This is a genomic window from Nonomuraea sp. H19 (genome assembly GCF_052068215.1).
Taxonomy (GTDB): domain Bacteria; phylum Actinomycetota; class Actinomycetes; order Streptosporangiales; family Streptosporangiaceae; genus Nonomuraea.
This window is the reverse complement of sequence record NZ_JBQHCV010000015.1, coordinates 188,534-213,453: the sequence shown is the minus strand read 5'-3', so window position 1 is coordinate 213,453 and position 24,920 is coordinate 188,534. Positions and strand designations below refer to the sequence as shown.

Annotated in this window: 23 protein-coding genes and 1 pseudogene; 19 read left to right on the top strand and 5 right to left on the bottom strand. The window is 72.1% G+C overall.

From position 1 onward, the window contains the following. A complete protein-coding gene (locus ACTMTI_RS31465) occupies positions 1-969 on the bottom strand; it encodes a LysR family transcriptional regulator (protein WP_441124263.1) in 969 nt (322 codons plus the stop codon). 156 nt (positions 970-1,125) lie between these two features. Here ACTMTI_RS31465 and ACTMTI_RS31460 point away from each other — a divergent pair, with 156 nt between their 5' ends. Then, positions 1,126-2,292: an acyl-CoA dehydrogenase family protein gene (locus tag ACTMTI_RS31460; RefSeq protein ID WP_441124262.1), complete on the top strand. Its 1,167-nt coding sequence runs from the start codon at positions 1,126-1,128 to the stop codon at positions 2,290-2,292. Positions 2,293-2,437: 145 nt separating this feature from the next. Further along, positions 2,438-3,745 carry a cytochrome P450 gene (locus ACTMTI_RS31455; protein WP_441124261.1) on the top strand — a complete coding sequence of 436 codons (1,308 nt, stop codon included), beginning with the start codon at positions 2,438-2,440 and terminating at the stop codon, positions 3,743-3,745. Between the two features lie 25 nt (positions 3,746-3,770). On the opposite strand, the gene ACTMTI_RS31450 is transcribed toward ACTMTI_RS31455, so the two are convergent. Next, on the bottom strand, positions 3,771-4,223 hold the full coding sequence (locus ACTMTI_RS31450) for a VOC family protein (RefSeq protein ID WP_441124259.1): 453 nt from the start codon (positions 4,221-4,223) through the stop codon (positions 3,771-3,773). 227 nt (positions 4,224-4,450) lie between these two features. On the opposite strand from ACTMTI_RS31450, the gene ACTMTI_RS31445 reads away from it, so the two are divergent. The 16 genes and pseudogenes from ACTMTI_RS31445 to ACTMTI_RS31370 all read left to right on the top strand — a co-directional run. Beyond that, positions 4,451-5,680 (top strand): alanine racemase, encoded by a 1,230-nt coding sequence (locus tag ACTMTI_RS31445; protein ID WP_441124258.1) that lies wholly within the window; start codon positions 4,451-4,453, stop codon positions 5,678-5,680. Positions 5,681-5,735: 55 nt separating this feature from the next. Further along, positions 5,736-7,121 (top strand): diaminobutyrate--2-oxoglutarate transaminase, encoded by a 1,386-nt coding sequence (locus ACTMTI_RS31440; RefSeq protein WP_441124257.1) that lies wholly within the window; start codon positions 5,736-5,738, stop codon positions 7,119-7,121. Then, on the top strand, positions 7,118-8,647 hold the full coding sequence (locus ACTMTI_RS31435; protein WP_441124255.1) for a pyridoxal phosphate-dependent decarboxylase family protein: 1,530 nt from the start codon (positions 7,118-7,120) through the stop codon (positions 8,645-8,647). Before ACTMTI_RS31440 ends, ACTMTI_RS31435 begins: the two co-directional genes overlap by 4 nt. Next, positions 8,644-10,401, top strand: coding sequence for an IucA/IucC family protein (locus tag ACTMTI_RS31430; protein WP_441124254.1), 1,758 nt, complete (start codon positions 8,644-8,646; stop codon positions 10,399-10,401). The genes ACTMTI_RS31435 and ACTMTI_RS31430 overlap by 4 nt, the downstream gene beginning before the upstream one ends. After that, the gene (locus ACTMTI_RS31425; RefSeq protein WP_441124253.1) at positions 10,398-11,744 is read left to right on the top strand and encodes a lysine N(6)-hydroxylase/L-ornithine N(5)-oxygenase family protein; all 1,347 of its coding nucleotides are present in this window, start codon (positions 10,398-10,400) and stop codon (positions 11,742-11,744) included. Before ACTMTI_RS31430 ends, ACTMTI_RS31425 begins: the two co-directional genes overlap by 4 nt. Further along, positions 11,741-12,964 carry a hypothetical protein gene (locus ACTMTI_RS31420; protein ID WP_441124252.1) on the top strand — a complete coding sequence of 408 codons (1,224 nt, stop codon included), beginning with the start codon at positions 11,741-11,743 and terminating at the stop codon, positions 12,962-12,964. The genes ACTMTI_RS31425 and ACTMTI_RS31420 overlap by 4 nt, the downstream gene beginning before the upstream one ends. Next, positions 12,961-14,730, top strand: a complete 1,770-nt coding sequence (locus ACTMTI_RS31415; RefSeq protein ID WP_441124251.1) for an IucA/IucC family protein — start codon at positions 12,961-12,963, stop codon at positions 14,728-14,730. The genes ACTMTI_RS31420 and ACTMTI_RS31415 overlap by 4 nt, the downstream gene beginning before the upstream one ends. Continuing rightward, positions 14,727-16,079 (top strand): glutamine synthetase family protein, encoded by a 1,353-nt coding sequence (locus ACTMTI_RS31410; protein ID WP_441124250.1) that lies wholly within the window; start codon positions 14,727-14,729, stop codon positions 16,077-16,079. The genes ACTMTI_RS31415 and ACTMTI_RS31410 overlap by 4 nt, the downstream gene beginning before the upstream one ends. Before the next feature lie 79 nt (positions 16,080-16,158). Further along, the gene (locus tag ACTMTI_RS31405; RefSeq protein ID WP_441124248.1) at positions 16,159-16,533 is read left to right on the top strand and encodes a BlaI/MecI/CopY family transcriptional regulator; all 375 of its coding nucleotides are present in this window, start codon (positions 16,159-16,161) and stop codon (positions 16,531-16,533) included. Continuing rightward, entirely contained in the window at positions 16,530-17,480 is a 951-nt protein-coding gene (locus ACTMTI_RS31400) for a M56 family metallopeptidase (protein WP_441124247.1), read from the top strand. Before ACTMTI_RS31405 ends, ACTMTI_RS31400 begins: the two co-directional genes overlap by 4 nt. 170 nt (positions 17,481-17,650) lie before the next feature. Continuing rightward, entirely contained in the window at positions 17,651-17,872 is a 222-nt protein-coding gene (locus tag ACTMTI_RS31395) for a MerR family transcriptional regulator (protein WP_441124246.1), read from the top strand. A gap of 383 nt (positions 17,873-18,255) precedes the next feature. Continuing rightward, positions 18,256-18,468: a hypothetical protein gene (locus ACTMTI_RS31390; RefSeq protein WP_441124244.1), complete on the top strand. Its 213-nt coding sequence runs from the start codon at positions 18,256-18,258 to the stop codon at positions 18,466-18,468. 172 nt (positions 18,469-18,640) lie between these two features. Continuing rightward, positions 18,641-19,180: a DUF4396 domain-containing protein gene (locus tag ACTMTI_RS31385; protein WP_441124243.1), complete on the top strand. Its 540-nt coding sequence runs from the start codon at positions 18,641-18,643 to the stop codon at positions 19,178-19,180. A 244-nt stretch (positions 19,181-19,424) separates the two neighbouring features. Next, complete coding sequence (locus ACTMTI_RS31380; protein ID WP_441124242.1) at positions 19,425-20,018, top strand: hypothetical protein; 594 nt, start codon at positions 19,425-19,427, stop codon at positions 20,016-20,018. 270 nt (positions 20,019-20,288) lie between these two features. Next, entirely contained in the window at positions 20,289-20,897 is a 609-nt protein-coding gene (locus ACTMTI_RS31375) for a dihydrofolate reductase family protein (RefSeq protein WP_441124241.1), read from the top strand. 19 nt (positions 20,898-20,916) lie between these two features. After that, positions 20,917-21,240, top strand: a pseudogene (locus ACTMTI_RS31370) (nitrilase-related carbon-nitrogen hydrolase); the annotation flags it as partial. Positions 21,241-21,375: 135 nt separating this feature from the next. Here ACTMTI_RS31370 and ACTMTI_RS31365 read toward each other — a convergent pair. Beyond that, complete coding sequence (locus ACTMTI_RS31365; RefSeq protein ID WP_441124240.1) at positions 21,376-21,948, bottom strand: helix-turn-helix domain-containing protein; 573 nt, start codon at positions 21,946-21,948, stop codon at positions 21,376-21,378. 118 nt (positions 21,949-22,066) lie between these two features. Here ACTMTI_RS31365 and ACTMTI_RS31360 point away from each other — a divergent pair, with 118 nt between their 5' ends. Continuing rightward, the gene (locus ACTMTI_RS31360) at positions 22,067-22,882 is read left to right on the top strand and encodes an IclR family transcriptional regulator (protein ID WP_441124239.1); all 816 of its coding nucleotides are present in this window, start codon (positions 22,067-22,069) and stop codon (positions 22,880-22,882) included. A 2-nt stretch (positions 22,883-22,884) separates the two neighbouring features. Here the strand turns inward: ACTMTI_RS31360 and ACTMTI_RS31355 are convergent, their stop codons facing one another. Then, positions 22,885-23,331, bottom strand: a complete 447-nt coding sequence (locus tag ACTMTI_RS31355) for a hypothetical protein (protein WP_441124237.1) — start codon at positions 23,329-23,331, stop codon at positions 22,885-22,887. A 1-nt stretch (position 23,332) separates the two neighbouring features. Continuing rightward, positions 23,333-24,919, bottom strand: a complete 1,587-nt coding sequence (locus tag ACTMTI_RS31350; protein WP_441124236.1) for an acyl-CoA synthetase — start codon at positions 24,917-24,919, stop codon at positions 23,333-23,335. Position 24,920 lies beyond the last annotated feature (1 nt).

Here is a 24,920-nt window from a genome sequence, read left to right as displayed (position 1 = left end):
TCAGTGGCCGGACGCGGGCGCAACCCTCCGCTGGTCGCCGGGCGCTTGCAGGCGCGCGGACGGCCACTTGCCCTGACGCACGGCGGAGCGGACCTGGCGGACCAGTTCCCGGGCGACGACTTCGGCGGCCGGCGGCGTCCGGCCCCATCTCGGGGTGCCGAGGACGATCGAGCGCCACACGTCGGGTTCGCACAGCGGGGCGGCGCTCAAGGTCCCGTCGGCGACGTCCTCCGCGATGCCCACGCCGGGCAGGATGGTCCAGCCGTGGCCGGCCAGGACGAGCTGTTTCTGCACGCGCATGGAGTTGGTCTGGACGACGACGTCCATCTCGGTCTCCGCCCGCGCGGCGGCCGCGTCGATCAGTGTGCGCAATGCGTGGCCGCCCGTCGGCATGACGAGCGGCCGCGCGGCGGCCTGCGCGAAGGGGACGGCACGGTCGGCCCGCAGTCCGTCCGAGGGCGGCGCGACCACCCACAGGCGCTCCCACACCAGCGGGTGAGCGTTGAGTGACGGGGTGCTGTCCAGGTTGTACAGCAGGCTCAGGTCCAGGTCGCCGCCGTCGAGCCACTGCTGCAGATATCCGGAGTACGCGGTCATCAAGCGCAGTTCGATGCCGGGATGGTCGCGAACGATCGCGGACACGAGCGGTTCCGCCAGCAGCGTGGTCGTGCTCTCGAGCAGGCCGACGGTCACGATGCCGGTCACCACGCCCGGGATCGGCCGCACCTCCGCGCGGGCCCGCTCGAGCTCGTTCAGGGCACGCCGGGCGCGGTCCACCATGATGGCCCCCGCCTCCGTGGGCCGCATGCCCTGCCGGGTCCGTTCGAAGAGCGGGACGCCGAGCTCCTGTTCCAGGGTGCGGATCTGCCGCGTGACAGCGGGCTGGACCAGGTGCAGCAGCTCCGCCGCCCGCGTGACGCTGCCCACCTCGGCCACCGTGACGAGCGCCTTGAGCTGCTTGACGTCCACGGGTCGCTCCCTGCCATCCGCACCCGGCATGGGTGCATCACACTTTGCTATTTCTCTGATACATCCATAAGTGTCCATGATGGAACCGTGTGGCTGCGGCGTCGCCGCCCACCAGCCGGCCGAGCCCGTGTGACACCTGCCAAGGAGTAATGCCTCATGAGCACCCTCGACGTCTTGCCCGAGGACGAACAGCTCATCGTCGGCACGGTGCGCGGCTTCGTCGACAAGGACGTCAAGCCCGTCGTCCGGGAGCTCGAACACGCCAACACCTACCCCGAGGCCCTCATCGAGCAGATGAAGAAGCTCGGCGTCTTCGGACTGGCCATCCCCGAGGAGTACGGCGGCACTCCGGTCTCCACCCCCTGCTACGTGCTCATCACCGAGGAGCTCGCCCGCGGCTGGATGAGCCTGGCGGGCGCCATGGGCGGCCACACCGTGGTCTCCAAGCTGCTGCTGCATTTCGGCACCGAGGAGCAGCGGCGCCGCTACCTCCCGCGCATGGCGACCGGCGAGGTCCGGGCCACCATGGCGCTGACCGAACCGCTCGGCGGCTCCGATCTGCAGGCCATGCGCACCGTCGCCCGCAAGGACGCCGGCGGCTACCTGATCAACGGCTCGAAGACGTGGATCAGCAACTCCCGCCACTCCCAGCTCATCGCCCTGATGTGCAAGACCGATCCGGACGCCGCTCCCGCGCACCGGGGCATCTCCATCCTTCTCGTCGAGCACGGCCCCGGCCTGACCGTCTCCCGGGACCTGCCCAAGCTCGGCTACAAGGGCGTCGAGAGCTGCGAGCTGTCCTTCGAGGACTACCGCGCGCCCGCCGACGCCGTTCTCGGTGGAGCCGAGGGCGAGGGGTTCGCCCAGATGATGAAGGGCCTGGAGACCGGACGGCTCCAGGTCGCCGCCCGCGCGCTTGGCGTCGGGCGCGCGGCTCTTGAGGATTCTCTCGCCTACGCGCAGGAACGCGAGTCGTTCGGCAAGCCCATCTGGCAGCACCAGTCCATCGGCAACTACCTCGCCGACATGGCCACCTCCCTCTCGGCCGCCCGCCAGCTCACCCTGTACGCCGCCCGCGAGGCCGACGCGGGCCGCCGCGTCGACATGGAAGCGGGCATGGCCAAACTCTTCGCCTCCGAGACCGCCATGCAGATCGCGCTCAACGCTGTCCGCATTCACGGCGGCTACGGGTACTCGACCGAGTTCGACGTGGAGCGCTATTTCCGCGACGCGCCGCTGATGATCGTCGGCGAGGGGACCAACGAGATCCAGCGCAACGTCATCGTGCGCCAGCTCGTCAAGCGCGGCGGCCTCGACGTGTGACCGCGCCGTACGAAACATGCAACGTACGGCCACCGTCCGACCGCTGAGGCGCTCTTTGCGGCATACCGGGCTCGTGACACGCTTGCCAAGCGAGCGCTTGCGAGAGATATGTGGAAGAGATTCGTGCCCCGGCGAAGGAGAGAGCGTGTCGGTGATTCCCGGACCGCCCGTCCGAGACGACGGCGGGTTGCATGACATCGCTGCCGCAGGCGGCCTGCACGCCTACCAGTTGCGGCTGCACGCCGAATACGGCCCCGTCGTACGCTTTCAGCTGCCCGGCACCGACTCGGCGGTCTCCGTCGCCGATCCGGTCCTGCTCGAAGCGACCGCCAGGATCAACAAGCGGCCGGAGAAGCTGTTCGAGTTCCTCGCCCCGCTCTGCGAGGCGGGCAACCTGCAGACCCTGCCCGCGGACGAGCACGCGCCACTGCGCCGCGCGCTGCTGTCCGTGCTGGCCGGCCGCCGCTCGCACGAGGCGCACTTCGCCGGATTCGCGGCGCTGGCCGGCGACCTGTCCGACCGGTGGGCGGCGCGCGCCGGCGACGGTCCGGTCGAGCTGCAGAAGGACCTGAGCGCGCTGTCGCTGCGGATGATCTGCCAGTACGCCCTCGGCGGCGACGTCAACGATCCGGACGAGGTCGTGACGGCCTTCGAGGTCGTGCTCAGCGAATACCTGGGCCGCTTGTACCAGCCGGCCGAGCCGGGCACCGAGGAGCAGGGGAGGAAGCGGGCGCAAGACGCCTTGGACTACCTGCGCGAGGTCGTGAACGGCGTGATCGCCTCGGCCGAGCCGGACGGCAACGACCTGGTCGCCGCTCTGGTCGCGGCCGGGATGAGCCCGGCCCGGGTGCGGGACACCGTTTTGATGATCATGCTGGCCGCCCATCACACGACCGGCGTGGCGGTCTCCTGGACGCTCTACCTGCTGTCCCGGCACCCGGGCGAGGCCGAGCGGGTCGCGGCGGAGGTCGACCAGGTCCTGGCGGGGCGCGCCGCCCCCGAGTACGCCGATCTCAAACGGCTGGCCTATCTGCAGATGGCGCTCAAGGAATCGATGCGGTTGTACCCGCCGGGCCCGTACGGGGCGCGCGAGAGCACCGAGGATCTCGTCCTGGCCGGCTACGAGATCCCTGCCGGGACGACCATCTTCTACCCGTTCTGCGCCGTCCACATGAACCCGCGTTACTGGCCGGATCCCGAGGCGTTCGTCCCGGGCCGCTTCGCTCCCGCCGAGGTCGCCGGGCGCCCCCGCTACGCCTACATCCCGTTCGGCCTCGGGCCGCGCAGCTGCGAAGGCGCGAGCCTGGCCATGGTGGAGGCCGAGCTGGTGCTGGCGATCCTGTTGAAGAGGTTCCGCTTCGAGCCGGTCTCCGGGCACGACGTCGTCCCCGTCGAACGGTTCGTCCTGTGGGCGGCCGACGACATCCACATGAACCTGACCGCCCGGCGGTGAGGCCGTGCGCCGGCCGACCGGCAGGTTATTCGGTGGGGGCGTCCTCGTGATCGTCCCAACGCTGGGCGTTGTCGTCGTCGAGCGTGCCGGGAGGGTCCGGTATCACGCAGAACGGCAGGCCCGCCGGATCCTCCATGATCCACCAGCGACCTTTCACATGGTGCACCCGCTTGGCGCCCAGTCTCTCCAACCGCGCGACCTCGGCTTCCAGATCGTCGGTGTGGATGTCGAGATGCACCCGGCTCGATCCCTCCCCCATCCGCTGGACCAGCAGCCCGAACTCGCCGCTGCCCAGGTCGGCGCCGTGGTACTCGGGGAACTGGGGGTACTGCGTCAGCGGCCGGCCGGTCGCGGCCTGCCAGAACGCGACCTCCGCGGCGTGATCGGCCTCGTTGACGTCGATCACGATCCTGCAGAGCCTGCTGTAGTGCGGCACGCGGGTCCTCTCTGGCTCGCCGAATCCGAAGGACGTGGTCACGCGGGCGCGGGACCTGCCCCCGCGTACCGTATGGGCAACTCGCGGCACGATCAATCCCGTCCCCGGCTCCGCTCAGCTCGAAGGTCCGGGAGTGCCGGGTGCGGGACAGATCACACTCGTAGGCGTCTTGCGTGAGACGGACAGAAAGTTTAGGTTAGCCTTACCTAAATATGTGTCTCGTTCTGGAGGCATGCACCTTCTCGCTGTTTCCTTAAGGGAAAGAAGCCATGTCCATCCAGCTCCCGCCGTCCGCAGCGCCGCGATCCACCTACCCCGTGGAGATGCTCCCGACTCCCGTCCGCGACCGCCTCCTCGAACTGGCACAGGCCGAGACGCCGGTCTCCGCGTACGTGTACGACGGCGCAGTGGCCGCCGAGCGCGCCCGCGAGTTACGCACGGCGCTGCCCGAGTGGGCGGCCGTCTACTACGCGGTCAAGGCCAACTCCTTCCCCGGCGTCGTCGCGGCGCTGGCCCCGTACGTCGCCGGGTTCGAGGTCGCGTCCAAGTTCGAGCTGGACCTCGCCCTGCGCCAGACCGGTACGGCACGCGTCGTGGCCGCCGGACCCGCCAAGTCCGTCCCCTTCCTGACCGCCCTGGTCAGTGCCGGGGTGGAGGCGATCAACGCCGAGAGCCTGCTCGAACTCCACCGGATCAGCCGGATCGCGGTCTCCCGGGGCACCACGGCGAGGGTGGCGCTGCGGGTGAACCCGGCCGAGCTGCCCGTCTCCGGCTCCCTGCACATGGGCGGCGTCCCCTCCCAGTTCGGCGTGGCCGAGCCCGACGTGCCCGAGGTGCTGCGTGCCGCCGCCCGGCTGCCCGGTCTGGACCTGGTCGGCTTCCACGTCCACGCCGCCTCCGGCAACCTGGACGCCGAGTCCCACGCCGCCTACCTGCGCTGGTGCCTGGAGTGGAGCGTGCGGACCGCCAGGGACAACGGCGTCGAGCTGCGCCACGTCGACATCGGCGGCGGCATCGGCGTCGCGTTCGAGGACGAGAAGCCCTTCGACGTCGCCCGCTTCGGTGAGCTGGCCGCGCGGGCGGAGCCGCCGCCGGGCGTGCGGGTGCTGCTGGAGCCCGGCCGGTTCCTGGTCGCCGACTGCGGCTGGTACGCCGCAGAGGTGACCGACGTCAAGACCTCCTACGGCAAGCGGTTCGTCGTCCTGCGCGGCGGCATCAACCACTTCCAGCTCCCCACCTCCTGGGACATCGTGCACAACATGGCGGTGCTGCCGGTCGAGCGCTGGCCCGAGGGCTGCCCCCGGCCCGCCGCCGAGGACACCGACGTCACAGTCGTGGGCGAGCTCTGCACGCCGGAGGACACCCTGCTGCGCGACGTCCGGGTCGGCCGCGTACGCGCCGGGGACCTGGTCGTCTTCCCCAACGCGGGCTCCTACGGGTGGGAGTTCGCCATGCACTCCTTTCTCGGTCATCCCATAGCCGAACGGCATCTTCTCTGAGCTCGACCGGCCCACCGGGCCGTACCGTCGTCCCTCTCTGCCATCCGGAGCCCGAATGACTCTGCATCCGACCGACCTCGACCCTGCCGTCCGCATCGACGCCGTGCTGCGGCGGCAACGCGACCGGGAGTCCTCGGCGCGGACCTATGCCCGTTCGTTCCCGGTCGTCCCGGTACGCGCGGAAGGCATGACGATCGAGGGCGCTGACGGCCGCCGCTACCTCGACTGCCTCTCCGGCGCGGGCACCCTCGCGCTCGGTCACAACCACCCGGTGGTGATCGAGGCGATCAGGCGCACCGTGGACAGCGGGGCCCCGCTGCACGTGCTCGACCTGGCCACGCCGGAGAAGGACGAGTTCACCGAGGCGCTGTTCGCCACCCTGCCGCCCGCCTTCGCCGAACGCGCGCGCGTCCACTTCTGCGGGCCCGCGGGAACCGACGCGGTGGAGGCGGCGCTGAAACTCATGCAGACCGCCACGGGCCGGCGCGGGCTGCTCGCCTTCACCGGCGCCTACCACGGCATGACCGCGGGCGCCCTGGCCGCCACCGGCAACGTCGCGGTGAAGGAACCGGTGGCCGGGATCGCCGCGGACGTGACCCGCCTGCCGTACCCGTACTCCTACCGCTGCCCATTCGGCATCGGCGGGGAGTGGGGCGCGGAGCTGTCGGCGGCCTACACCGAGCGGCTGCTCGACGACCCCTCCGGGGGCGTCGTGCCGCCTGCCGCGATGATCCTGGAGGCGGTGCAGGGTGAGGGCGGTGCGGTGCCCGCCCCGGACTCCTGGATGCGCCAGATGCGCCGGATCACCGCCGAGCGCGGCATCCCGCTGATCGTGGACGAGGTGCAGACCGGCGTGGGGCGGACCGGGACGTTCTGGGCGGTGGAGCACAGCGGGATCGTTCCCGACGCGATCGTGATGTCCAAGGCCATCGGCGGGAGCCTGCCGCTGGCCGTGGTGGTCTACCGCGAGGACTACGACGCCTGGCGGCCCGGCGCGCACACCGGCACGTTCCGCGGCAACACCCTGGCCATGGCGGCCGGGACCGCGACCCTGCGGTACGTCGCCCGGGAAGGGCTGGCCGAGCGGGCCGCCGCTGTCGGCGCCCAGATGACGGCCCGGCTCGACGGGCTGCGCGGCGAGCTGCCCGCGATCGGCGACGTCCGCGGACGCGGCCTGATGATCGGCGTCGAGCTCGTCGATCCCGAAGGCGAGCCGGACTCCTGCGGCGCCCGTCCGCCGGCCCCGCGGATGGCGGCCGAGGTCCGCGCCGCGTGCCTGGAGCGCGGCCTCATCGTGGAGCTGGGCGGCCGCCACGACTCCACCGTCCGCCTGCTGCCCCCGCTGATCATCACGGACGAGCAGGCGGAAGCCGTCCTGAACCGCCTGGCCGACGCGATCGCCGAGGTGACGGCACCCCGGCTCACGGGACGACGGGCATGACCGCCACGCTCGCGGGTGACGGCTCCCGATCTCACGGGGCGTCCGGCATGACCACGTCCACGGCCGCGTCCGCCCTGTCCGGCGGCGTCTCCGGCGCCGCCGCCCTGGAGCCCCTGGTGCGTGCCGTGCTGGACGCGCTCGCCGAAGGCGCGGCCCGGCGCGGCGGGCCGATCCCGGCCGGTGCACCCGGGGAGCTCTTCGCGCGGGTCGCCCAGGCTTTCGCCGAGCCTGGCGGTGACGACGCCCTGAGCCGGCTGACCGAGCTGGTGGCCGCCGGCAGCGCCGACCCGGCCGACCCGGGCTGCGCCGCGCACCTGCACTGCCCGCCGCTCGCCGTGGCCGTGGCCGCCGACCTGGCGATCACCGCGCTCAACCCGTCACAGGACTCCTGGGACCAGGCCCCCGCGACCACCGCCCTGGAGACCCTCGTGCTGGGCGAGTTGGCCGAGCTGGTGGGCTACCCGCCCACAGCCGCGGGGGTGCTCACCTCCGGCGGCACCGAGTCCAACCTCATGGGCCTGATGCTGGCCAGGGACTCGGTGCTGAGGCGCGCGACCGGGCGCAGGGTCGAGCGGAGCGGGCTGCCGGCGAGTCCGCAGCAGGCGCGGATCTTCGCCTCCGAAGCCGCCCACTTCTCGGTACGGCGCGCCGCCGCCCTGCTGGGCCTGGGCGAGGACGCGGTCGTGACCGTGCCCGTGGACCACGAGCTGCGGATGAGACCGGACGAGCTGGCCCGCGCGCTGCGGGAGTGCGCCGGCCTGGGCGAGCTGCCGCTGGCGGTGTTCGCCACGGCGGGCACCACCGACACGGGCGCGATCGACCCCCTGGGCGCCTGCGCGGATCTGGCCGCCGAGCACGGGGCCTGGACGCACGTGGACGCCGCCTACGGCGGCGGCGCCCTGCTCTCCGACCGGCTGGCGCCGCTGCTCGCGGACATCGAGCGGGCCGACTCGGTGTCCCTGGACTGGCACAAACTGGGCTGGCAGCCCGCCGCCGCGGGCGTCTTCCTGGTACGGCGGGCCGAGTCGTACGCGTCACTGGCCCGGCGCGCCGCCTACCTCAACCCGGCCGACGACGAGGAGGCCGGTTACTCCAGCCTGCTGGGGCTCTCCCTGCGCACCACCCGCCGCCCGGACGCCTTCAAGATCGCCGTCACGCTCCGCACGCTCGGCTGGGACGGCCTGGGCCGCCTCGTCGACGCCTGCCACGACCTGGCCCGCGCCGGGGCGGCGGCGGTCCGCGCCCATCCCCGGCTCGAGCTGCACGCCGACCCCGTGCTGACGGCGTTCCTGTTCCGGTACGCGCCCGCCGATCCCGCCCTGGCGGACCGGGTGAACGCCGGGCTCCGGCGCCGTCTGCTGCGCGAGGGGCGGGCGGTCGTCGGCCGCACCGAGCTGCCGGGAGAGGGGCCGGGCCGCGTCCGGCTCAAACTCACGCTGCTCAACCCGAATACGACCGCCGCCGAGGTGGAGCGGCTCGTCCACCTCGTCGCCGCCGCGGGCCAGGCCGAGGAGGAGACGCTGTGAACGGCTCCCGGCCGGATCCCCTCGATCATCCCGATCCCTTCAGAGCCGGCGAGGCCGCGGCGATGGAGACGTTGCTGCGGGCCTACGTGCGCGAGACGGCGACCCCGGTCCCGGCCGCCGGCGAGGCGCTGATGCTCGGCTTCCCCGCCAGCGGCCTGCGGCTGAGCGTCCCGGTGCGGTACCGGTCGGCGACCGGCTGGCACCGCTTCGGCGAGCCGCTCGTCGGGTCCCAGCCTGCCGACGCCGCGCTCGTGGCCGCGGTCGCGATGCGCGAGTCCGTCGTGGGGCGGGGGTTGCCGCGTCATCTCGGGTCCGATGCCGTCGCCCGGGTGCTGGACTCGGCCCGCCGTACCGGGACGCATCTGGAGCGACGGCGTGCCGAGGGCGGCGAGCGGGGGGTGACGCCGTTCCTCGAGGCCGAGCAGGCGCTGTTGCTGGGGCATCCGTTCCATCCCGCGCCCAAGAGCAGGCAGGAGGCTTCCGACGGCGAGCTCGACGCGTACTCCCCCGAGCTGCGCGGCTCGTTCCGGCTGCACTGGTTCGCCGCCGATCCCGCCGTCGTCGTGGGAGACAGCGCGGACGGGCGGGCTTCGGCCGAGCTGTTGCGGGGCCTCGCGAGCGGCGGGGCCGCCGGGCTGGAGCTGCCCGCGGGCATGGTCCCCGTGCCGGCCCATCCGTGGCAGGCACGCGAGGTGCTGCGCCGTCCCGAGGTGGCGGCGCTGGTCGAGGCGGGGCTGCTGCGTCCGCTCGGGGCGGCGGGGCCCGCCTGGCATCCGACCTCCTCGGTGCGCACCGTGCACCGGCCGGACGCCGAGGTGATGCTCAAGCTCTCCCTCGGCATGCGGATCACCAACTCGCGCAGGAACAACTTGCGCGGCGAGATGCGGCTCGGCGTCGCGGCCGCCCGCCTGCTGGCCGCCGGCCCCGGCGACTGGCTGCGCGCCGAACACCCGGAGTTCGCGATCCTGCGCGACTTCGCCTGGGTCTCGGCGGGCGCCGACGGGCCGGAGACCGGGCTGGAGACGGCGATCCGCGACAACCCCTTCCGCGGCGGCCCCGGCGACGGGCAGTGCGTGGCCGGGCTGCTGGCCGAGCGTACGGGTCCGGGCGACGGCACGCCGCCCCGGCACCGCGCCCTGCTGTCGGCCGCCACGGCCCGCGCCGCCCGGGCGCACGGCGTCTCCCTCGCCGAGGCCGCGGCCCGCTGGCTGACCCGCTATCTCGAGGTGCTCGCCGTACCACTGATCAGGCTTCAGGCGCGGTACGGCATCGCCTTGGAGCCGCACCACCAGAACACCCTGGTGGCATTGGACGGCGACGGCCTGCCCCGCGCGGGCTGGTACCGGGACAGCCAGGGCTACTACGTGGCCGCCTCCAGGGCGGGCGAGCTGGAGCGGCTGCTGCCCGAGGCGGCCGACGGCCTGGAGCTCGTCTTCGACGACGACTTCGTGGACGAACGGGTCGCGTACTACCTGGGCGTCAACAATCTGCTCGGCCTGGTCGGCGCGTTCGGGGCGCTGGGGCTCGCCGACGAGGGCGACCTGCTGCGCGTGCTGCGGGCCGCGCTGGAGCGGCTGCGGGCTTCGGAACCCGGCGCGAAGAACCTGCTCGACCTGCTGCTCGACGCGCCGGTGCTGCGTTGCAAGGGCAACTTCCTGACCTGCGTGGACGGCCGCGACGAGCTCGTCGGGGACGTGCGTACCCAGTCCGTCTACATCGACCTTCCCAACCCCCTCACGGAGGTACCGCGGTGACCACGTACGACCTGGTGGGAGTGGGCATCGGCCCGTTCAACCTGTCCCTGGCCGCGCTCAGCGACGGCGTGCCGGGGCTGCGCTCGCTCTTCCTCGACGGCAAGCGCGCCTTCTCCTGGCACCCCGGCCTGCTGCTGGAGGGGACCGTGCTGCAGGTGCCGTTCCTCGCCGACCTGGTCACCATGGCGGATCCGACCAGCCCCTGGTCGTACCTGAACTACCTGCGCCGCCACGACCGGATGTTCCCGTTCTTCTTCTCCGAGCGGTTCCACATCCCGCGCCGCGAGTACGACCACTACTGCCGGTGGGTCGCCGAGCGGCTGCCTTCCTGCCGGTTCGACGCCGAGGTGACCGGGCTGGAGTGGGACGAGGCGGCCGCGGCGTTCGCGGTGACGTACCGGTCCTCCGCCGGGGCGGTCTCCCGTGTGCTGGCCCGGCAGGTGGTGCTGGGCGTCGGGACGGAGCCGGTCGTCCCCGGGCCGCTGCGGCCGCTGATGACGGAGGCGCACGCCGGTCGCGTGCTGCACAGCGCCGACTACGGCCTCCACCGGGACCGGCTCGCCACCCTGCCCGACGTCACCGTGGTCGGCGCCGGCCAGTCGGGGGCCGAGGTGGTGCTCGATCTGCTGCGGGAGTGCGGGCCGTTCGTGCGCTGGCTGGCCCGCACTCCGGCGTTCGCGCCCATGGAGTACTCGAAGATCGGCCTGGAGCACTTCACCCCCGACTACATCCGGTACTTCCGCGGGCTCCCCGAGGCCGAGCGGGAACGGCTCGTGCGCGAGCAGTGGCAGCTGTACAAGGGGGTCAGCGCGGAGACGCTGGCCGACATCCACGACGAGCTGTACGAGCGGACCATCGGCGGCGTCGCGGCGCCCGCCGCGCTGCATCCGGGAGCGGAGGTCACCGCCGTCTCCGCCGACGCCGACGGCTACACGCTGACCTGCCGTCACCGCCCGCAGGAGGCGGTCTTCGAGATCCGCACCTCGGCCGTGGTGGCGGCCACCGGCTACGCGGCGGCCCGCCCCGCGTTCCTGGAGCCGCTGTCCGACCTGATGGACTGGGACGACAAGGGCCGCTACCAGGTCGACGGCCACTACCGGGTCTCCCTCGACCCGCGGGTGTCCGGGGCCATTTTCGTCCAGAACGCGGAAATGCACACCCATGGCGTCGGCGCGCCCGACCTCACGCTCGGTGCGTGGCGGGCCGCGACCATACTCAACGCGGTCGCCGGGCGCACCGTGCTGCCCGTCCCCGAGCGGGTGGCGTGGACGACGTTCGGCGCGCCGCAAGCTCCCGAGGCCGCCGCCGTGGACGCGCCACGCTCGGTGGGCTCGCTGCGGTGAGCCGCGCCAAGATCGTGCTCATCTCGGTGATCGGGCTGCACCTGGTCGCCGAGACCGCGCTCACCCCCTTCCTGCCGCGCCTGTTCGACCAGCTGTACGCCGTCGACGAGCCGGGCGCGACCGGGCTCTACCTGTGGATCTGCCGCATCGTGGGGCTGGCCGCGCTGCCGCTGTGGGGCCTCGCGGCCCGGCGGTGGCCGCTGCACCGGCTGGTCCTGGCCGGGCTGTGCGGCTCCGCCGTACTGGATCTGCTCCTCGGGCTCGCGCCCAGCTTCGCCGCGTACACGGTGCTGTCGGCGGCCGTGGTGAGCACCAACAGCGCGCTGCTGCTGGCCTATCCGGCGTTCATCGCCGAACACGACGCCGGCCCGGCGGGCGGGGAGCGATCCCGGCTGGCCGGGATCTGCTCGATCGTGGTGGTCTTCCACCTGTCTACCGTGGTGGCGACGATGGTGGGGGCCGGGGTGCTCGCGCTGCCCGAGCCGCGGATCGGCATCTCGGCGTTCGCCGTGCTCGACGTGGTCCTCGCCGTGCTCACCTACCGTGTGCTCGGCAGACGCGCTCCCGCCGGTGCGGCGGACGGCGACGCCGTCGCGGCAGCGGGCGACGGGCGCGACGACGGCGGTGCGCGCAGGCGTTTCGCAGGGCTGGCGGTGCTGGTCCAGGCGGCGCTGATCGGGGTGGCGTTCGACTTCTCGGTCAACGTGGCGCGGCCCTTCTTCACCGAGTTCGCCGACGACCTGGGGAGCGGATCCGCCGGGTCGGCCGTGCTGTTCTTCCTGCCCAGCGTGGCCGCGCTCGCCGTGCTGCCCGTCGTGCGCCGCTGCCACGACCTGCTCGGCGACCGGCTGCTGCCGCTGGCCCTGGCCGTGGGCGCCGCCGGGCTCGCCTGGCAGTCGCTGTCGTCCTCGCTGCCGGGGCTGGCCGGGGGACGGTTGCTCTTCGGGATCGGGCTCGGCGCCGGGCAGGTCGCCGTGGAGCTGTGGGCGTTCCGGGCCACCGGGACCGCGGGGCCGGCGTTCACCGCCGTGGAGACCGCCCGGTCCGCGGGTCTGCTCGCCGCGCCGGTGGCCGCTGCGGCCGCGGTCTCGTACGACCTCGCGCTGCCGATCGCGGTCGCGGCGGCCGTGCACCTGCTCGCCACCGGCCTGTCCCTGCGGCGCGTCCCCGTCTCCCCGCCGAAACCCGCCCTCACCTACTCCGAGGAGATCCCCCGATGAACCGCCCCACCCGCGACGCCTGGCGGCAGGCCGGCCGCCGCCTGCTCACCAAGGCCGTCGAGGAGTTCGCCTTCGAGGAGCTGCTCCGCCCGGAGCCCGACCCCGCGTCCGGTCCCGACGCCTACCGGCTGGAGCTGGGCGACGGCGTCCGCTGGACGTTCCGCGCGGCCCGCGGCTCCTTCGGGACCTGGCGGCTGGTGGCCGGCACGTTGCGGCGGCATCCCGGCGACGGCGAGGCCGAGCCGGAGCGGCTGCTGCTCGACGCCAGGACGGTCCTCGGCTGGGACGGCCCCACCACCGCCGAGGTGCTGCGCGAGCTCACCGCGACCCGGCGGGCGGAGGCGGAGCTCATCTCCCGCGCCGTGACCGCCGCCGAGCTCGCCGATCTGGACCACCTGGAGCTCGAGGCGTACCAGGACGGCCATCCCTGCATGCTGCTCAACAAGGGCAGGCTGGGCTTCGCCGCCTCCGACGCGGCGGCCTACGCCCCCGAGTCGGCCGGCGCCGTACGGCTGCTGTGGGCGGCCGTGCACACCTCGCTGGCCGCGTACTCCGGCGTGCCCGGCCTGGACGCGGAGACGCTGCTGGCCGAGGAACTGGACGAGGGGACCCGCAAGGAGTTCGCCGGCCTGCTGGCGGATCCGGAGGCGTACATCTGGCTGCCCGTCCACCCCTTCCACTGGGACGAGGCCGTCGAGACGCTCTTCGCCCCCTACCTCGCCGACGGCCGGATCGTCCTCCTCGGGGAGGGTCCCGACCGCTACCGGCCGCTGCAGTCGATCCGCACCCTCGCCAACCTGGACCGGCCCGGGCGCAGGAACGTCAAGGTGCCGCTCGCCATCCGCAACACGCTGGTGTGGCGGGGGCTGTCCACCGAGCCGACCCGGGCCGCGCCCGACGTGACCGCCTGGTTGCACGCGCTCCGCGACGGGGACCCGTACCTGCGGGACGAGCTGCGGTTCCACCCGCTCGGCGAGGTGGCCGCCGTCGCCGTGCGCCACCCGCTGTACGACGCGGTGCGCGACGCCCCCTACCGCTACCACGAACTGCTCGGCGCGGTGTGGCGTGAGCCCGTGGCGGCGCTGCTCCGCGACGGCGAGCGGGCCAGGACCATGGCGGCCCTGCTGAAGGTCGGCTCGGACGGGCGCGCGCTGGCGGCCGAGCTCGTCGCGCGCTCGGGGCTCGAGCCGCGGGCCTGGGTGGCCAGGTTCTTCTCCGCTCTGCTGCCCGGCCTGCTGCACTACCTCTACCGGTACGGCGTGGCGTACTGCCCCCACGGGGAGAACACCGTGATCCTCTACGACGCCGCCGACATCCCCGTCGGCGTCGCGCTCAAGGACTTCGCCGAGGACGTCAACCTGCTGCCGGAGCAGCGCCCCGAGTACAAGAGCCTGTCCCCGCGCGCCGACGCGGTGCTGCTCCGCTGGCCGCCGGGCGAGCTGGCGCACTCGCTGCTCAGCGCCGTCTTCGCGGGCCACTTCCGGTTCTTCGCCCCGCTGGCCGAGGAGCACCTCGGCGTGCCGGAGGCGGAGTTCTGGGGCATGGTCCGCGCCGAGATCGAGCGGTACCACGCCCGCTTCCCCGAGCTCGCGGACAGCTTCGAGGCGTTCGGCCTGCTCGCGCCCGAGTTCGACCGGGTGGCGCTCAACCGGGAGCAGCTGCTCGGCGGCGGCTTCCACGACCGCGCCGAGCGCGACGAGGGCTTCGACGTGGTCCACGGCACCGTCCCCAACCCGCTCGCCGACAACCTCCAGGAGCAGAGATGACCTATGAATGGCTTCGTACGGAAGCCGAGGCCGGACGGGTCGAGGAGGTGATCGTCAGCCTTCCCGACCTCCAGGGCCGCCTGCAGGGAAGCCGCCTGGCCGTGCCGTACTTCCTGGACGAGGCGGCGCGGCAGGGCTTCGGCGCCTGCGTGTACCTGCTGGCTTCGGACGTCGAGATGGGCACCGGGCCCGGGTACGCCATCGACGCGTGGAACACCGGTTTCGGCGACTTCGTCCTGCGCCCCGACCCCGCCACGTTGCGCCCGCTCCCCTGGGACCCCGGCACCGCGCTCGTCATCGCCGACGCCGTCTGGCCCGGAGGCGAGCCGGTCGGCGTGGCTCCGCGCCAGGTGCTGCGCACGCAGCTGGACAGGCTGGCCGAGCGCGGGCTGGCCGCGTACGCCGGGACCGAGCTGGAGTTCCTGGTCTTCCGCGACAGCTACGGGGACGCCTGGGAGCGCCGCTACCACGGCCTGCGCACGGGCACCCGCTACAACGTCGACTACTCCCTCCAAGGGCTCGCCGAGATCGAGCCCGTCGTGCGCCGCATCCGCCGTGAGATGGTCCGCGCCGGGCTCACCATGGAGACCGCCCGCGCCGAGTGCCACGCGGGCCAGTACGAGATCGTCTTCCGTTACGACGAGGCCATGGCGACCTGCGACAAGCACGTGTTCTTCAAGAACGGCGCCAAGCAGATCGCCGCCCAGGAAGGCGTCGCGCTCACCTTCATGCCCAAGTTCGACGAGGGCGAGGGCAACTCCTGCCACATCCACCTGTCGCTGCGCGCGAGCTCCGGCACGGACGGCTCGATGCCGTTCGCCGGCGACGACGGCGGCATGTCGGAGCTGATGCGCCACTTCGTGGCCGGGCAGCTCGCCTGCCTGCCCGAGCTCGCGCTGCTCATGGCGCCGAACGTCAACTCGTACAAGCGGCTCCAGCCGGGCGCGTTCGCCCCCACCGGCATCACCTGGGGCTGGGACAACCGCACCTGCCCGATCCGGGTGGTCGGCGCGGGCGCGTCGCTGCGCATCGAGCACCGCGTCCCCGGCGGGGACGCCAACCCCTACCTCGCCGTCGCCGCCGTGCTGGCCGCGGGACTGCACGGCATCGAGAACCGGCTGCCCCTGCCCGCACCACACGCCGCCAACGCGCTGGCCGACCCCTCGGTGCCGCGGCTGCCCACGACCCTGGGCGAGGCGCTGCGTCGCTGGGAGAGCAGCGAGATCGCGGCCAAGGCCTTCGGCGACGCGGTGCTCGGCCACTACGCCGGGGCCGCGCGGGCGGAGCTGGCGGCCTTCGAGACGGCGGTCACGGACTGGGAGCGGGTACGCGGCTTCGAGCGGCTGTAGGGCCTGGTCGCCCGTGCACCCGCCGCAGGTCACGGGCACGTGCCGCGGTGAGACTACGATCGCCGGTAGGATCACCGGCATGGTACGCGGCCTTGGTGAGCTCGAATCCAGGATCATGGATTGGATGTGGGCGCGGCGCCGACCGGCCTCGGTGCGGGAGGTCTTGGAGGGGCTGCGGCAGGAGCGGGAGATCGCCTACACCACCGTGATGACCGTGATGGACAAGCTGCACACCAAGGGCCTGCTCAAGCGCCGGCCCGTCGGCCGGGCCTACGTCTACGAGCCGGTGGCGTCGAAGGAGGCCTACACCGCCGACCTGATGCGCAGCGCGCTGGCGGGCAGCGGCAACCAGGCCGCCACGCTCGTGCACTTCCTGGAGCGGCTCACGCCGGAGGAGGCCGCGGCGCTGGAGGCGGCGTTGCAGGTGTTCCCGCACCGGGGCAGGCAGGCGTGATCGCCGCCATCGTCCTGGTGCTCTACTCGATCGCCGCCGCGATCTGGCTGCCCGGGCTCGGGCCGCGGGCGGTGCGCTGGGCCGACCGGGCACCGCGGCTGGCGATCGTGCTTTGGCAGGCGGCGGGCGTGTCCGTGGTCGCCTCGGCCGTGCTGGCCGCCCTGGCGATCGCCGTGCCCGCCGAGGTCGTGGGGCACGGCCTGGCCGGGTTGTTCGAGGCGTGCGCCGCCATGCTGAGCGACGGCTCCGGTCTGACGTGGGCGGGTGCCGGTGCGCTGCTGGCGGCGGGCGCGGTGCTGGCGAGGGTGGCCTACTGCGGCGCGGCCGTCCTGCTCAGAGCCGGCGCGGAACGTCGCGAGCACGCGGCGATGCTGGGCCTGCTGGGCAGGCGCGACAGCGAGCTGGGCGCGGTGGTGATCGACTACGACGAGCGCTTGGCGTACTGCGTGCCCGGCAGGCACGCCCAGATGGTCATCACCACGGGCGCGCTGCGCACGCTGGCGCCGGAGCAGGTGGCCGCGGTCCTGGAGCACGAGCGGGCCCACGTGCGCGGCCGCCACCACCTCGTGCTCGCCGCGGCCGACGCCCTGGCCAGGGCGTTTCCCGGCGTGCCGCTGTTCGGGCGGGCCAAGGGGGAGATCGCCCGGCTGGTCGAGCTGCTGGCCGACGACGTGGCCGCCCGCCGGCACCCGCGCGCGCAGATCGCCGCCGCGCTGGTGCGCCTGGCCACCGGCCGAGCGCCCGCGTTCACGCTCGGCGCCGGCGGCGAGACGGCGCTCACCCGCGTGCGCCGCATGCTCAACCCCGAGGCGCCGCTCGGCCGCCGCGAGCGGCTGACCGGGCGGCTGGCGGTCGCCGTACTGCTGGGCGGCCCCGCGATGGTCGCGCTGGTGCCCGGCCTCAGCTCCTTCCTGGCCCATCACTGCCATTCGCTGCTCACCCTGTGACCTACGACACCGCATAGTCGAACGGTGCGCGTCGTCGCCGCGATGGCCCACGGCAGGCAGCGGCACGAAGGCCACGGGCCGATCTCGGCGTCGGCACGGTTACGCGCGCTGTTCCCCAGGCCGCCGGGCGGAGGCCAGGAACATCGGCAGCGCTGCGACTTAATGTCGGCATGAAGTCAAATACGACCAGGAGCATCGGCGACATCGCGGAGCGGTTCGGGCTGGCGACCCACGTTCTCCGGCACCGGGAGACGATGGGCCTGCTCAGCCCGGCCCGCATCGGCGGGGATCGCCGCCGTTACGGGCCTGACGACCTCTACCGGGTGGCCATGGTCTTGCGTGCCAAGGAAGCCGGGTTCAGCGTCTTCGGTTCTCTGTGTTTACATAAGTAAAACGGACACCGGCGTAGCCTCGTCGCCTGCCGGCCGAGGCCGGGCAGCGATCCGGTGGAAGCCGCAGCCGCGTCCGTCCGGCAAGCCGGACAGACCGTGGTTGAGAATCGCGTTATCGGGGGCCTGACTCCGCATTCCTGGATGGAGTGCGGCTCTTGGGCCACCGCCCCGCCGGACGCTGTCCCGGTGGTGCGGACACCAACAGGGGCGGGGACCGGGCGCCAGTCAGGCACCCAGCTGTGACTCAACATTACCGATCGATTACCCTACGTCGCAACCTGATCGGCTGAGAGATGTCGGACCACAGTGACAGTTCCACCGGCAACCACAGGCTCGCATAGCAAGCGCCGGCGATAGTACACACCCTGGAGGAGATCCGCGAGATGACGGCCACCTCGGACGCGGCGGAACGGCGCGCCGTCCTGCTGCGTCGCCGGACGGAGCTCGCCCGGCACATCGCCGAGGCGCAGGCGTCGCTCGACCTCATCGACTGCGCGCTGGACTGCGATCACGAGGACTTCACCAGCTGCTCCCACTTCCAGGCCATGGTGGCCGAGCGGATCTCCCTGCCCTCCCCACCGCACGCGCGGGTGTGAACAGGGCCGCAGCCGGCAGCTCGCTACTATGTCTGATCGTCACAGCATCGCTACGCGGTCCTGAGCCAACGCCCACGACAGGACCACGGACGCATTCACCTTGTCGCACCACCCACTTCCCCTCTATACCCCCTACCCGTATACTCGGGTCTCGCGACTAAGGAGGATAATCGTGGACCACAGCAGTCACCACCATCCGGCCACTGAGCACGACCACGCTCACCACACGGCCGAACCGGCCGGGCGGCCACACTCATCCACGCCGCCCGTGGCCACATGGGGCATGGCCGCCCAGGCGACCCTGCACTGCCTGACCGGCTGCGCCATCGGCGAAGTGCTGGGCATGGTCATCGGCACCGCCGCCGGGCTGTCCAACATCGCCACGGTGGTGCTGGCAGTGGCGTTGGCCTTCGTGTTCGGCTATGCGTTGACCATGCGCGGCGTGCTGCGCGCCGGACTCGACTTCCGCGCGGCGTTGAAGGTCGCGCTGGCCGCGGACACCATCTCCATCGCGGTGATGGAGATCCTGGACAACGCGGTGATGCTGACGGTGCCCGGCGCCATGGACGCGGGCCTGTCCAGCTGGCTGTTCTGGGTGGCGCTGGCCGGTGCCTTGCTGGTGGCCTTCGTGCTGACGACGCCGGTGAACAAGTGGCTGATCTCCAGGGGCAAGGGCCATGCGGTGATGCACCAATACCACCACGGCCACTGACCACCCTCTCACCTGGACGCGTCCGCGTCGTTGAACGTCGCCGTCGGCCGGGCGCCTGGCGATTCACCACAGACGGTGCACACCGGGGCAAGAACGGCATTTACGGCAGTCTTAGGTGGCTCCATGCAGTGTTGATCCCTCTATGTACCTATCGGGAGGAAGAAACATGGCACCTGGCCCGGACGAATTCAGCAACGCGGAAACACTGTCGAACGAGCCACCCAGGCGCCGCTTCCCTCGTTCCTTGTTGCTCACCGCCACCACAGCGCTCATCGTGGTCACTGGTGCCGGCGTCGCCGCCGCGGCGGTGTTCACGCCCTCGCCGTCCCCGACGCCCACGGTCAGCGACACCGCGACACCGTCCGCGAGCCCGTCAGGAACGCCTTCCGACAAGGCGCCGGGATACGGCCGGGGCGGGGGCCACAAGATGGGCCTGGGCGGCCGTCCCATCCACGGCGAGTTCGTCGTGCCCGACGGTGAGGGCAAGTACGTGACCGTCGCCAGCCAGTACGGCGACGTCACCGCCGTCGACCAGGACTCGATCACGGTCAAGAGCGAGGACGGCTACACCAAGGAGTACGCGGTCAACGCCGACACCCGGATCAACCGCGGCAGCGCGGGCATCGACGCGGTGAAGACCGGGCAGAAGGTCATGGTCATGGCGAAGGTGGAGGGTGGCACGGCCACCGCCGTCGCCATCCACGACGCGACCGCGCGCGGCGGGCAAGACGGATATGGCGGCCACGGCAAGGGGGGCCGCTGGAACCACGGCGACCGGCCCGGCCAGCCGCCGACGTCCCCGGCCACGCCGTCCTCCTCGCCCACGACGACCTCCTGACCGCTGCGCCTCACCCCGTGTCCCATGCCTCCTGCGGTGGCATGGGACACGGAAGGGTCACCTCCTGAGGCACTGCGCCGGCGCCGTGCCGGTCATCCTGAGCTGGGGGTTCCGGAGCCGGATGAGCTGATCGGCCTGTGTACGCCGAGCGCCGCTCGTGCCGTAGGAAAGCCGTAAGGAATCCTTAAACGGATACCGCCAAGCTGACGGCAGAGGAAAACAGCGGGGCCGGACGGGCCCGCGGCTGACAGCGCAACAAGGAGTGACGAGATGGCGAGCAGGCTGGTTGTCGGGGCTTTCGTGTCGTTGGACGGTGTCATGCAGGCTCCCGGCGGGCCCAGTGAGGACGACTCCAACGATTTCCAGCGAGGCGGATGGTTGCCCGCCCACGTGGACGAGGGTTTCAACCGCATCATGGGCGACGTGCTCGACCGCGCGGACGGCATGCTTCTGGGCCGCAAGTCGTATGACATCTTGTCTTCGTACTGGCCGGACGTCCCCGACGAAGAGGGCGGCGCCAAGATCAACAGCATGCCGAAGTACGTCGCCACGAGGACGCCGATGACCGCCGCGTGGCGCAACACCCAGGTCCTGGTGGGCGAGGCCGCTCAGACGGTCGCCGAGCTCAAGCGGAGCACCGACGGCGAGATCCTCGTCCAGGGCAGCACCGACCTCATCCGTACGCTGCAGGAGGCCGAGCTGGTCGACGAATACCGGCTGCTGGTCTTCCCCGTCGTCCTCGGCGAGGGAAAGCGGCTGTTCGCCGCGGGAACCGCCGCGGCCGGGCTGAAGCTCACGGGGTCGACCACCACCGACGCCGGCGTCGTGTACCTCACTTACGAGTGGGCCGGCAAACCCTCCTACAGCTCCCTCGTCTGACACCCGCTCATGGGCGGGGATGGCAGCGCACGCGTGTGCGCTGCCCCGCCGGCACCGCATAGAGGACGGCCGCATCGGCATCCTGATGGCGAACGAGGCCTCCTACCCCGAGAACGCCCGCGGCCTGGCCATGAACGGCGCCGAGATCATCTACCGCGGCCCTTATCCGCACCCCCACACCGGCAACGGCCTGTACGAGGTCCAGAACCACGCCCGGGCCCTGGACAACAACGCCTATCTCATCGCCTGCAACCTCGGCACCTACTACCTCGACCAGGACTCCGAGCACCCGATCGACACCTTCGGCGGCCAGTCGATGATCGTCGACTACAAGGGGCAGGTCGTCGGCCGGCACGGATACAGCGGCGGCTCGTCGTGGGTCGCGGGCACGATCGACATCCCCGCTCTGCGCCACTTCCGCTCCAACGCAACGAACGCGACATCTGGGTCCGTCCCGACAAGGGCTGACCGCCGGGGATCACCGCGCGGCGGCCCCGAACTGGTGTGCCTGCGGGATCGTCGTGACGACGTGGGCGACGACGCGGTCGGACAGGCACGTGTGCTGGTGCGGCACGTCGCCGGGGAAGCGGGCGAAATCCCCGGCCGACAGCTCCACCTGGTCCTCGATCGGCCCGGTACGCAGGGTGCCGCTGAAGACGAAGATGTGGTGCAGCGTGCCCAGCGAGTGGCCGGGCACCGGCGCGCAGGGCGTTCCGCGCTCCAGCCTCATCACCAGCGTGTGCACGTAGCCGGAGCCGTAGGTCTGGTCGAGCATGCGCTCCGACCAGCCCTCGTGCTCCTGCCACAGCCCGTCGTCCTGGCGCTGAACGTAGACGGCGCTCCCCCACTCCGTCAGCAGCTGGCGGGGCGCGACGTCCAGCGCCTTGCCCAGCGCGGCCAGGGTGTCCACGGTGGGATTGCCGTCGCCCTGCTCGACCTTGGACAACGTCTGCTTCGACAGCCCGGACCTGCGGGACAGCTCTCCGATGGAGAAGCCGCGCTCGCGCCGGAGCCTGCGGATGTTCCGCGCCACCAGCTCGTTGTGATCCATGACCGCCTCCGGCGTCACTTTTAATTACCTACTCGTCCATCTTGACGAACGCGCATTTTATCGGACATTCTGTCACATATAAATGACCCCGAGAGTTAGGCCGTCCCCGGAGCCCCACATGAGCAGCACCGCGATCGAGAACGCCCCGACGAGCAGGGACGACCGCGCCGCCGTCGAAAAGGCGGTCAGCCTGCTGGCGTCCTTCGGCAGCCAGGCCAGCACCGGGATCGGCGTCAGCGAGCTGGCCCGGCGGGCGGAGCTGAGCAAGTCCACGGCGTTCCGCTTGCTGGGCATGCTGGAACGCCACGGCGTCGTCGAGAAGGTCGGCCAGAAATACCGGCTGGGCCAACGGCTGCACGAGCTGGGGCGGCACGTGTACGTCCCGGATCACGACCAGATCCGCGACGCGCTCATCCCGTTCCTGGCCGATCTGTACGAGCTGACGCGCGAGACCGTCCACCTGGCGGCCCTGCACGGCACGGACGTGGTCTACCTGTCGAAGCTCTACGGCCACCGGCAGGTGCGCTCGCCCTCGCGCATCGGCGGCCGGGTGCCCGCCTACTGCACGGCCGTCGGCAAGGTCCTGCTGGCCTACGATCATGAGGCCCTGGAGCAGGTGCTCGAAAGCGAGCTGCGGCCGCTCACGCCCAACACCATCACCGACCCGGCCAGGCTCGCCGCGGAGATCTCCAAGGTGCGCAGCGAGGGCGTGGCGTTCGACGACGAGGAGGCGACGCTGGGCCTCAGCTGCGTCGCCGTCCCCGTCATCGGACATGGCGGCAGGGCCGTCGCCGCCCTGTCCGTGTCGGCGGTCACCGGCCGCCTCGACACCCGGGCTCAGGCCGCGACCCTGCGCCGGGTGAGCGCGGCGGCGGCCCAGCACCTCATGCGCATCCGGCGGCACCGGCCCGCTCCCGCGCGCGCCATCGCCTGAGATCAGGTCCCGGGCACGCGGTCGAGGTCCACGTCGGTCCCGCGCACCCCGGCCGGCTCGGCCACCAGCAGGCTGAGCTGCTCATCGACCAGGTCCACGTCCACGACGTGGCGGAAGCCGGCGGCCTGCGCCGCGGCCACCTCCTCCAGCGCGCCTTCCTGGGCCGCGTACACCACCCGGCGACACGCCGGGTCCGCCTTCGTCACGGCGTCGAACAGCGTCCGGAGGAGTTCGGCCAGCGGGCCGCCGCACACCCGGAGCTCGAGGTCGTGCGCGCCCACCGGATAGGCCTCACGCAGGCGTCCCGCGGCGCAGCGCTCCACCCGCACATCGGCGACCACGCCGTCGCGGTGCAGGTGAAGCCGGCCGGCGCGGCGCGTCCACGCCTCCACCGTGGCCTGCCAGCCGTCGTCGACGTCGATCGCGGGAAGGGATGGCACCGCGGTCATGTCAGTTCTCCTCGTTCACCAGACGGCGGATGACGGTCTTGTCCAGCTTGCCGGAGGCGTTTCTCGGCATGCTCTGGACGATCTTCAGCTTTCTGGGCAGCTTGTACCTGGCCAATTGGGCTGCAGCGTACTCCCGTACGTCGTCGAGCGTGACCGTGGTCCCCTCGGCCAGGGACACCACCGCGACGACGGTCTCGCCCCACTGCTCGTCGGGGGCTCCGACGACCGCGACATCGGCGACGCCCGGCATGAGGGCCAGGGCGCGCTCGACCTCGGCGGGGTAGACGTTCTCACCACCACTGATGATCATGTCTTTGAGCCGGTCGACGATGTACAGGTAGCCGTCCTCGTCGAGGTAGCCGATGTCGCCGGAGTGGAACCAGCCCTCCTCGTCGAAGGCGGCGGCGGTGGCCTCGGGGTTCTCCCAGTAGCCGGGGGTGACGTTGGGCCCGCGTACGACGATCTCTCCGGCCTCGCCCGGCTTCAGCGGCTGGTTGGTGAGGGAGTCGACGACGCGGACCTGCGTGTACGGCATCGGGATCCCGGCCGATCCGATCTTGGTGCGGGTGTGCTCGACCGGCAGGTGCGTGGCGAACGGGGCGGTCTCGGTGAGCCCCCACGCCTGTTGCAGCAGGATGCCGTGCGCCGCGTACAGCTCGATCAGGGACGGCGGCACGGGCGCGCCCGCGACGACGACCGAGCGCAGCCGGGTGAGGTCGGCGTCGAAGACGCCCGGGACGCGGCTGAGGGCGGCGAGCATGGCGGGCACCGCGAACATCGAGTTGACCCGGTGGGTGACCAGGTCGTCGAGCAGTCGCACGGGGTCGAACGCGCGCCGCACCACCACGGTGCCACCCCGCACGATCGTCCGCAGCACGAAGCTGTTGAGCGCCCCGATGTGGAAGAGCGGTGCGGCGGCGTGGGTGACGTCGCCACGCCGAGTGTCGATCATGGTGTCCACGTTGACGGAGTTCCACCAGGCGTTGCCGTAGGTGAGGACGACACCCTTGGGCAGGCCTGTGGTGCCGGAGGTGAACATGAGGATCGCCGGGTCGTCGAAGCCCTTGGCGACCACGGAGGCGGCCGGCTCCGCCGCGGCGATCAGGCCGGACCAGGGCTCCCACCCGCCGGCGCCCTCGGCGGCGGGCACCTCCGGGTCGTCGTCCACCAGGAGGAACCGGCTGAGCGAGGTCCGGCCGCGCACCTGCTCCAGGCCGGAGCGGTGGCCCTCCTCGCAGACGATCGTGGCGGCGCCGCTCCTTTCGAGTACGAGCGCCAGCTCGGGTCCGGCGAGCCGGAAGTTGACCGGCACGAAGACGGCGCCCAGCCGGAACGAGGCCAGCATCGTCACCAGGAACGAGGCGCTGTTGAGCCCGAGGTAGGCGACCCTGTCGCCACCGGCCACGCCGCCCTCGGACAGCACGGTCGCCAGCCGGGCCGCCTTCTCGTCGAGCTGGGCGTAGGTGAGGTCCCCGCCCGCGTAGCGGACGACCGTGACGTCGCCGTGGTAGCGGGCATTGCGCGCGACCGCCGAGGCGATGTTGACGTCGGCGTTGAGGCCGGAGTTCGGGGGGTGGGGGTGAGTCACG

What these genes read in the sequence shown, in the direction of transcription:
- ACTMTI_RS31460 (WP_441124262.1), top strand. Translation starts at nt 1,126, where the DNA reads ATGAGCACCCTCGACGTCTTGCCCGAGGACGAACAGCTCATCGTCGGC.
- ACTMTI_RS31445 (WP_441124258.1), top strand. Translation starts at nt 4,451, where the DNA reads ATGTCCATCCAGCTCCCGCCGTCCGCAGCGCCGCGATCCACCTACCCC.
- ACTMTI_RS31440 (WP_441124257.1), top strand. Translation starts at nt 5,736, where the DNA reads ATGACTCTGCATCCGACCGACCTCGACCCTGCCGTCCGCATCGACGCC.
- ACTMTI_RS31435 (WP_441124255.1), top strand. Translation starts at nt 7,118, where the DNA reads ATGACCGCCACGCTCGCGGGTGACGGCTCCCGATCTCACGGGGCGTCC.
- ACTMTI_RS31415 (WP_441124251.1), top strand. Translation starts at nt 12,961, where the DNA reads ATGAACCGCCCCACCCGCGACGCCTGGCGGCAGGCCGGCCGCCGCCTG.
- ACTMTI_RS31410 (WP_441124250.1), top strand. Translation starts at nt 14,727, where the DNA reads ATGACCTATGAATGGCTTCGTACGGAAGCCGAGGCCGGACGGGTCGAG.
- ACTMTI_RS31405 (WP_441124248.1), top strand. Translation starts at nt 16,159, where the DNA reads ATGGTACGCGGCCTTGGTGAGCTCGAATCCAGGATCATGGATTGGATG.
- ACTMTI_RS31395 (WP_441124246.1), top strand. Translation starts at nt 17,651, where the DNA reads ATGAAGTCAAATACGACCAGGAGCATCGGCGACATCGCGGAGCGGTTC.
- ACTMTI_RS31390 (WP_441124244.1), top strand. Translation starts at nt 18,256, where the DNA reads ATGACGGCCACCTCGGACGCGGCGGAACGGCGCGCCGTCCTGCTGCGT.
- ACTMTI_RS31375 (WP_441124241.1), top strand. Translation starts at nt 20,289, where the DNA reads ATGGCGAGCAGGCTGGTTGTCGGGGCTTTCGTGTCGTTGGACGGTGTC.
- ACTMTI_RS31365 (WP_441124240.1), bottom strand. Translation starts at nt 21,948, where the DNA reads ATGGATCACAACGAGCTGGTGGCGCGGAACATCCGCAGGCTCCGGCGC.
- ACTMTI_RS31360 (WP_441124239.1), top strand. Translation starts at nt 22,067, where the DNA reads ATGAGCAGCACCGCGATCGAGAACGCCCCGACGAGCAGGGACGACCGC.
- ACTMTI_RS31355 (WP_441124237.1), bottom strand. Translation starts at nt 23,331, where the DNA reads ATGACCGCGGTGCCATCCCTTCCCGCGATCGACGTCGACGACGGCTGG.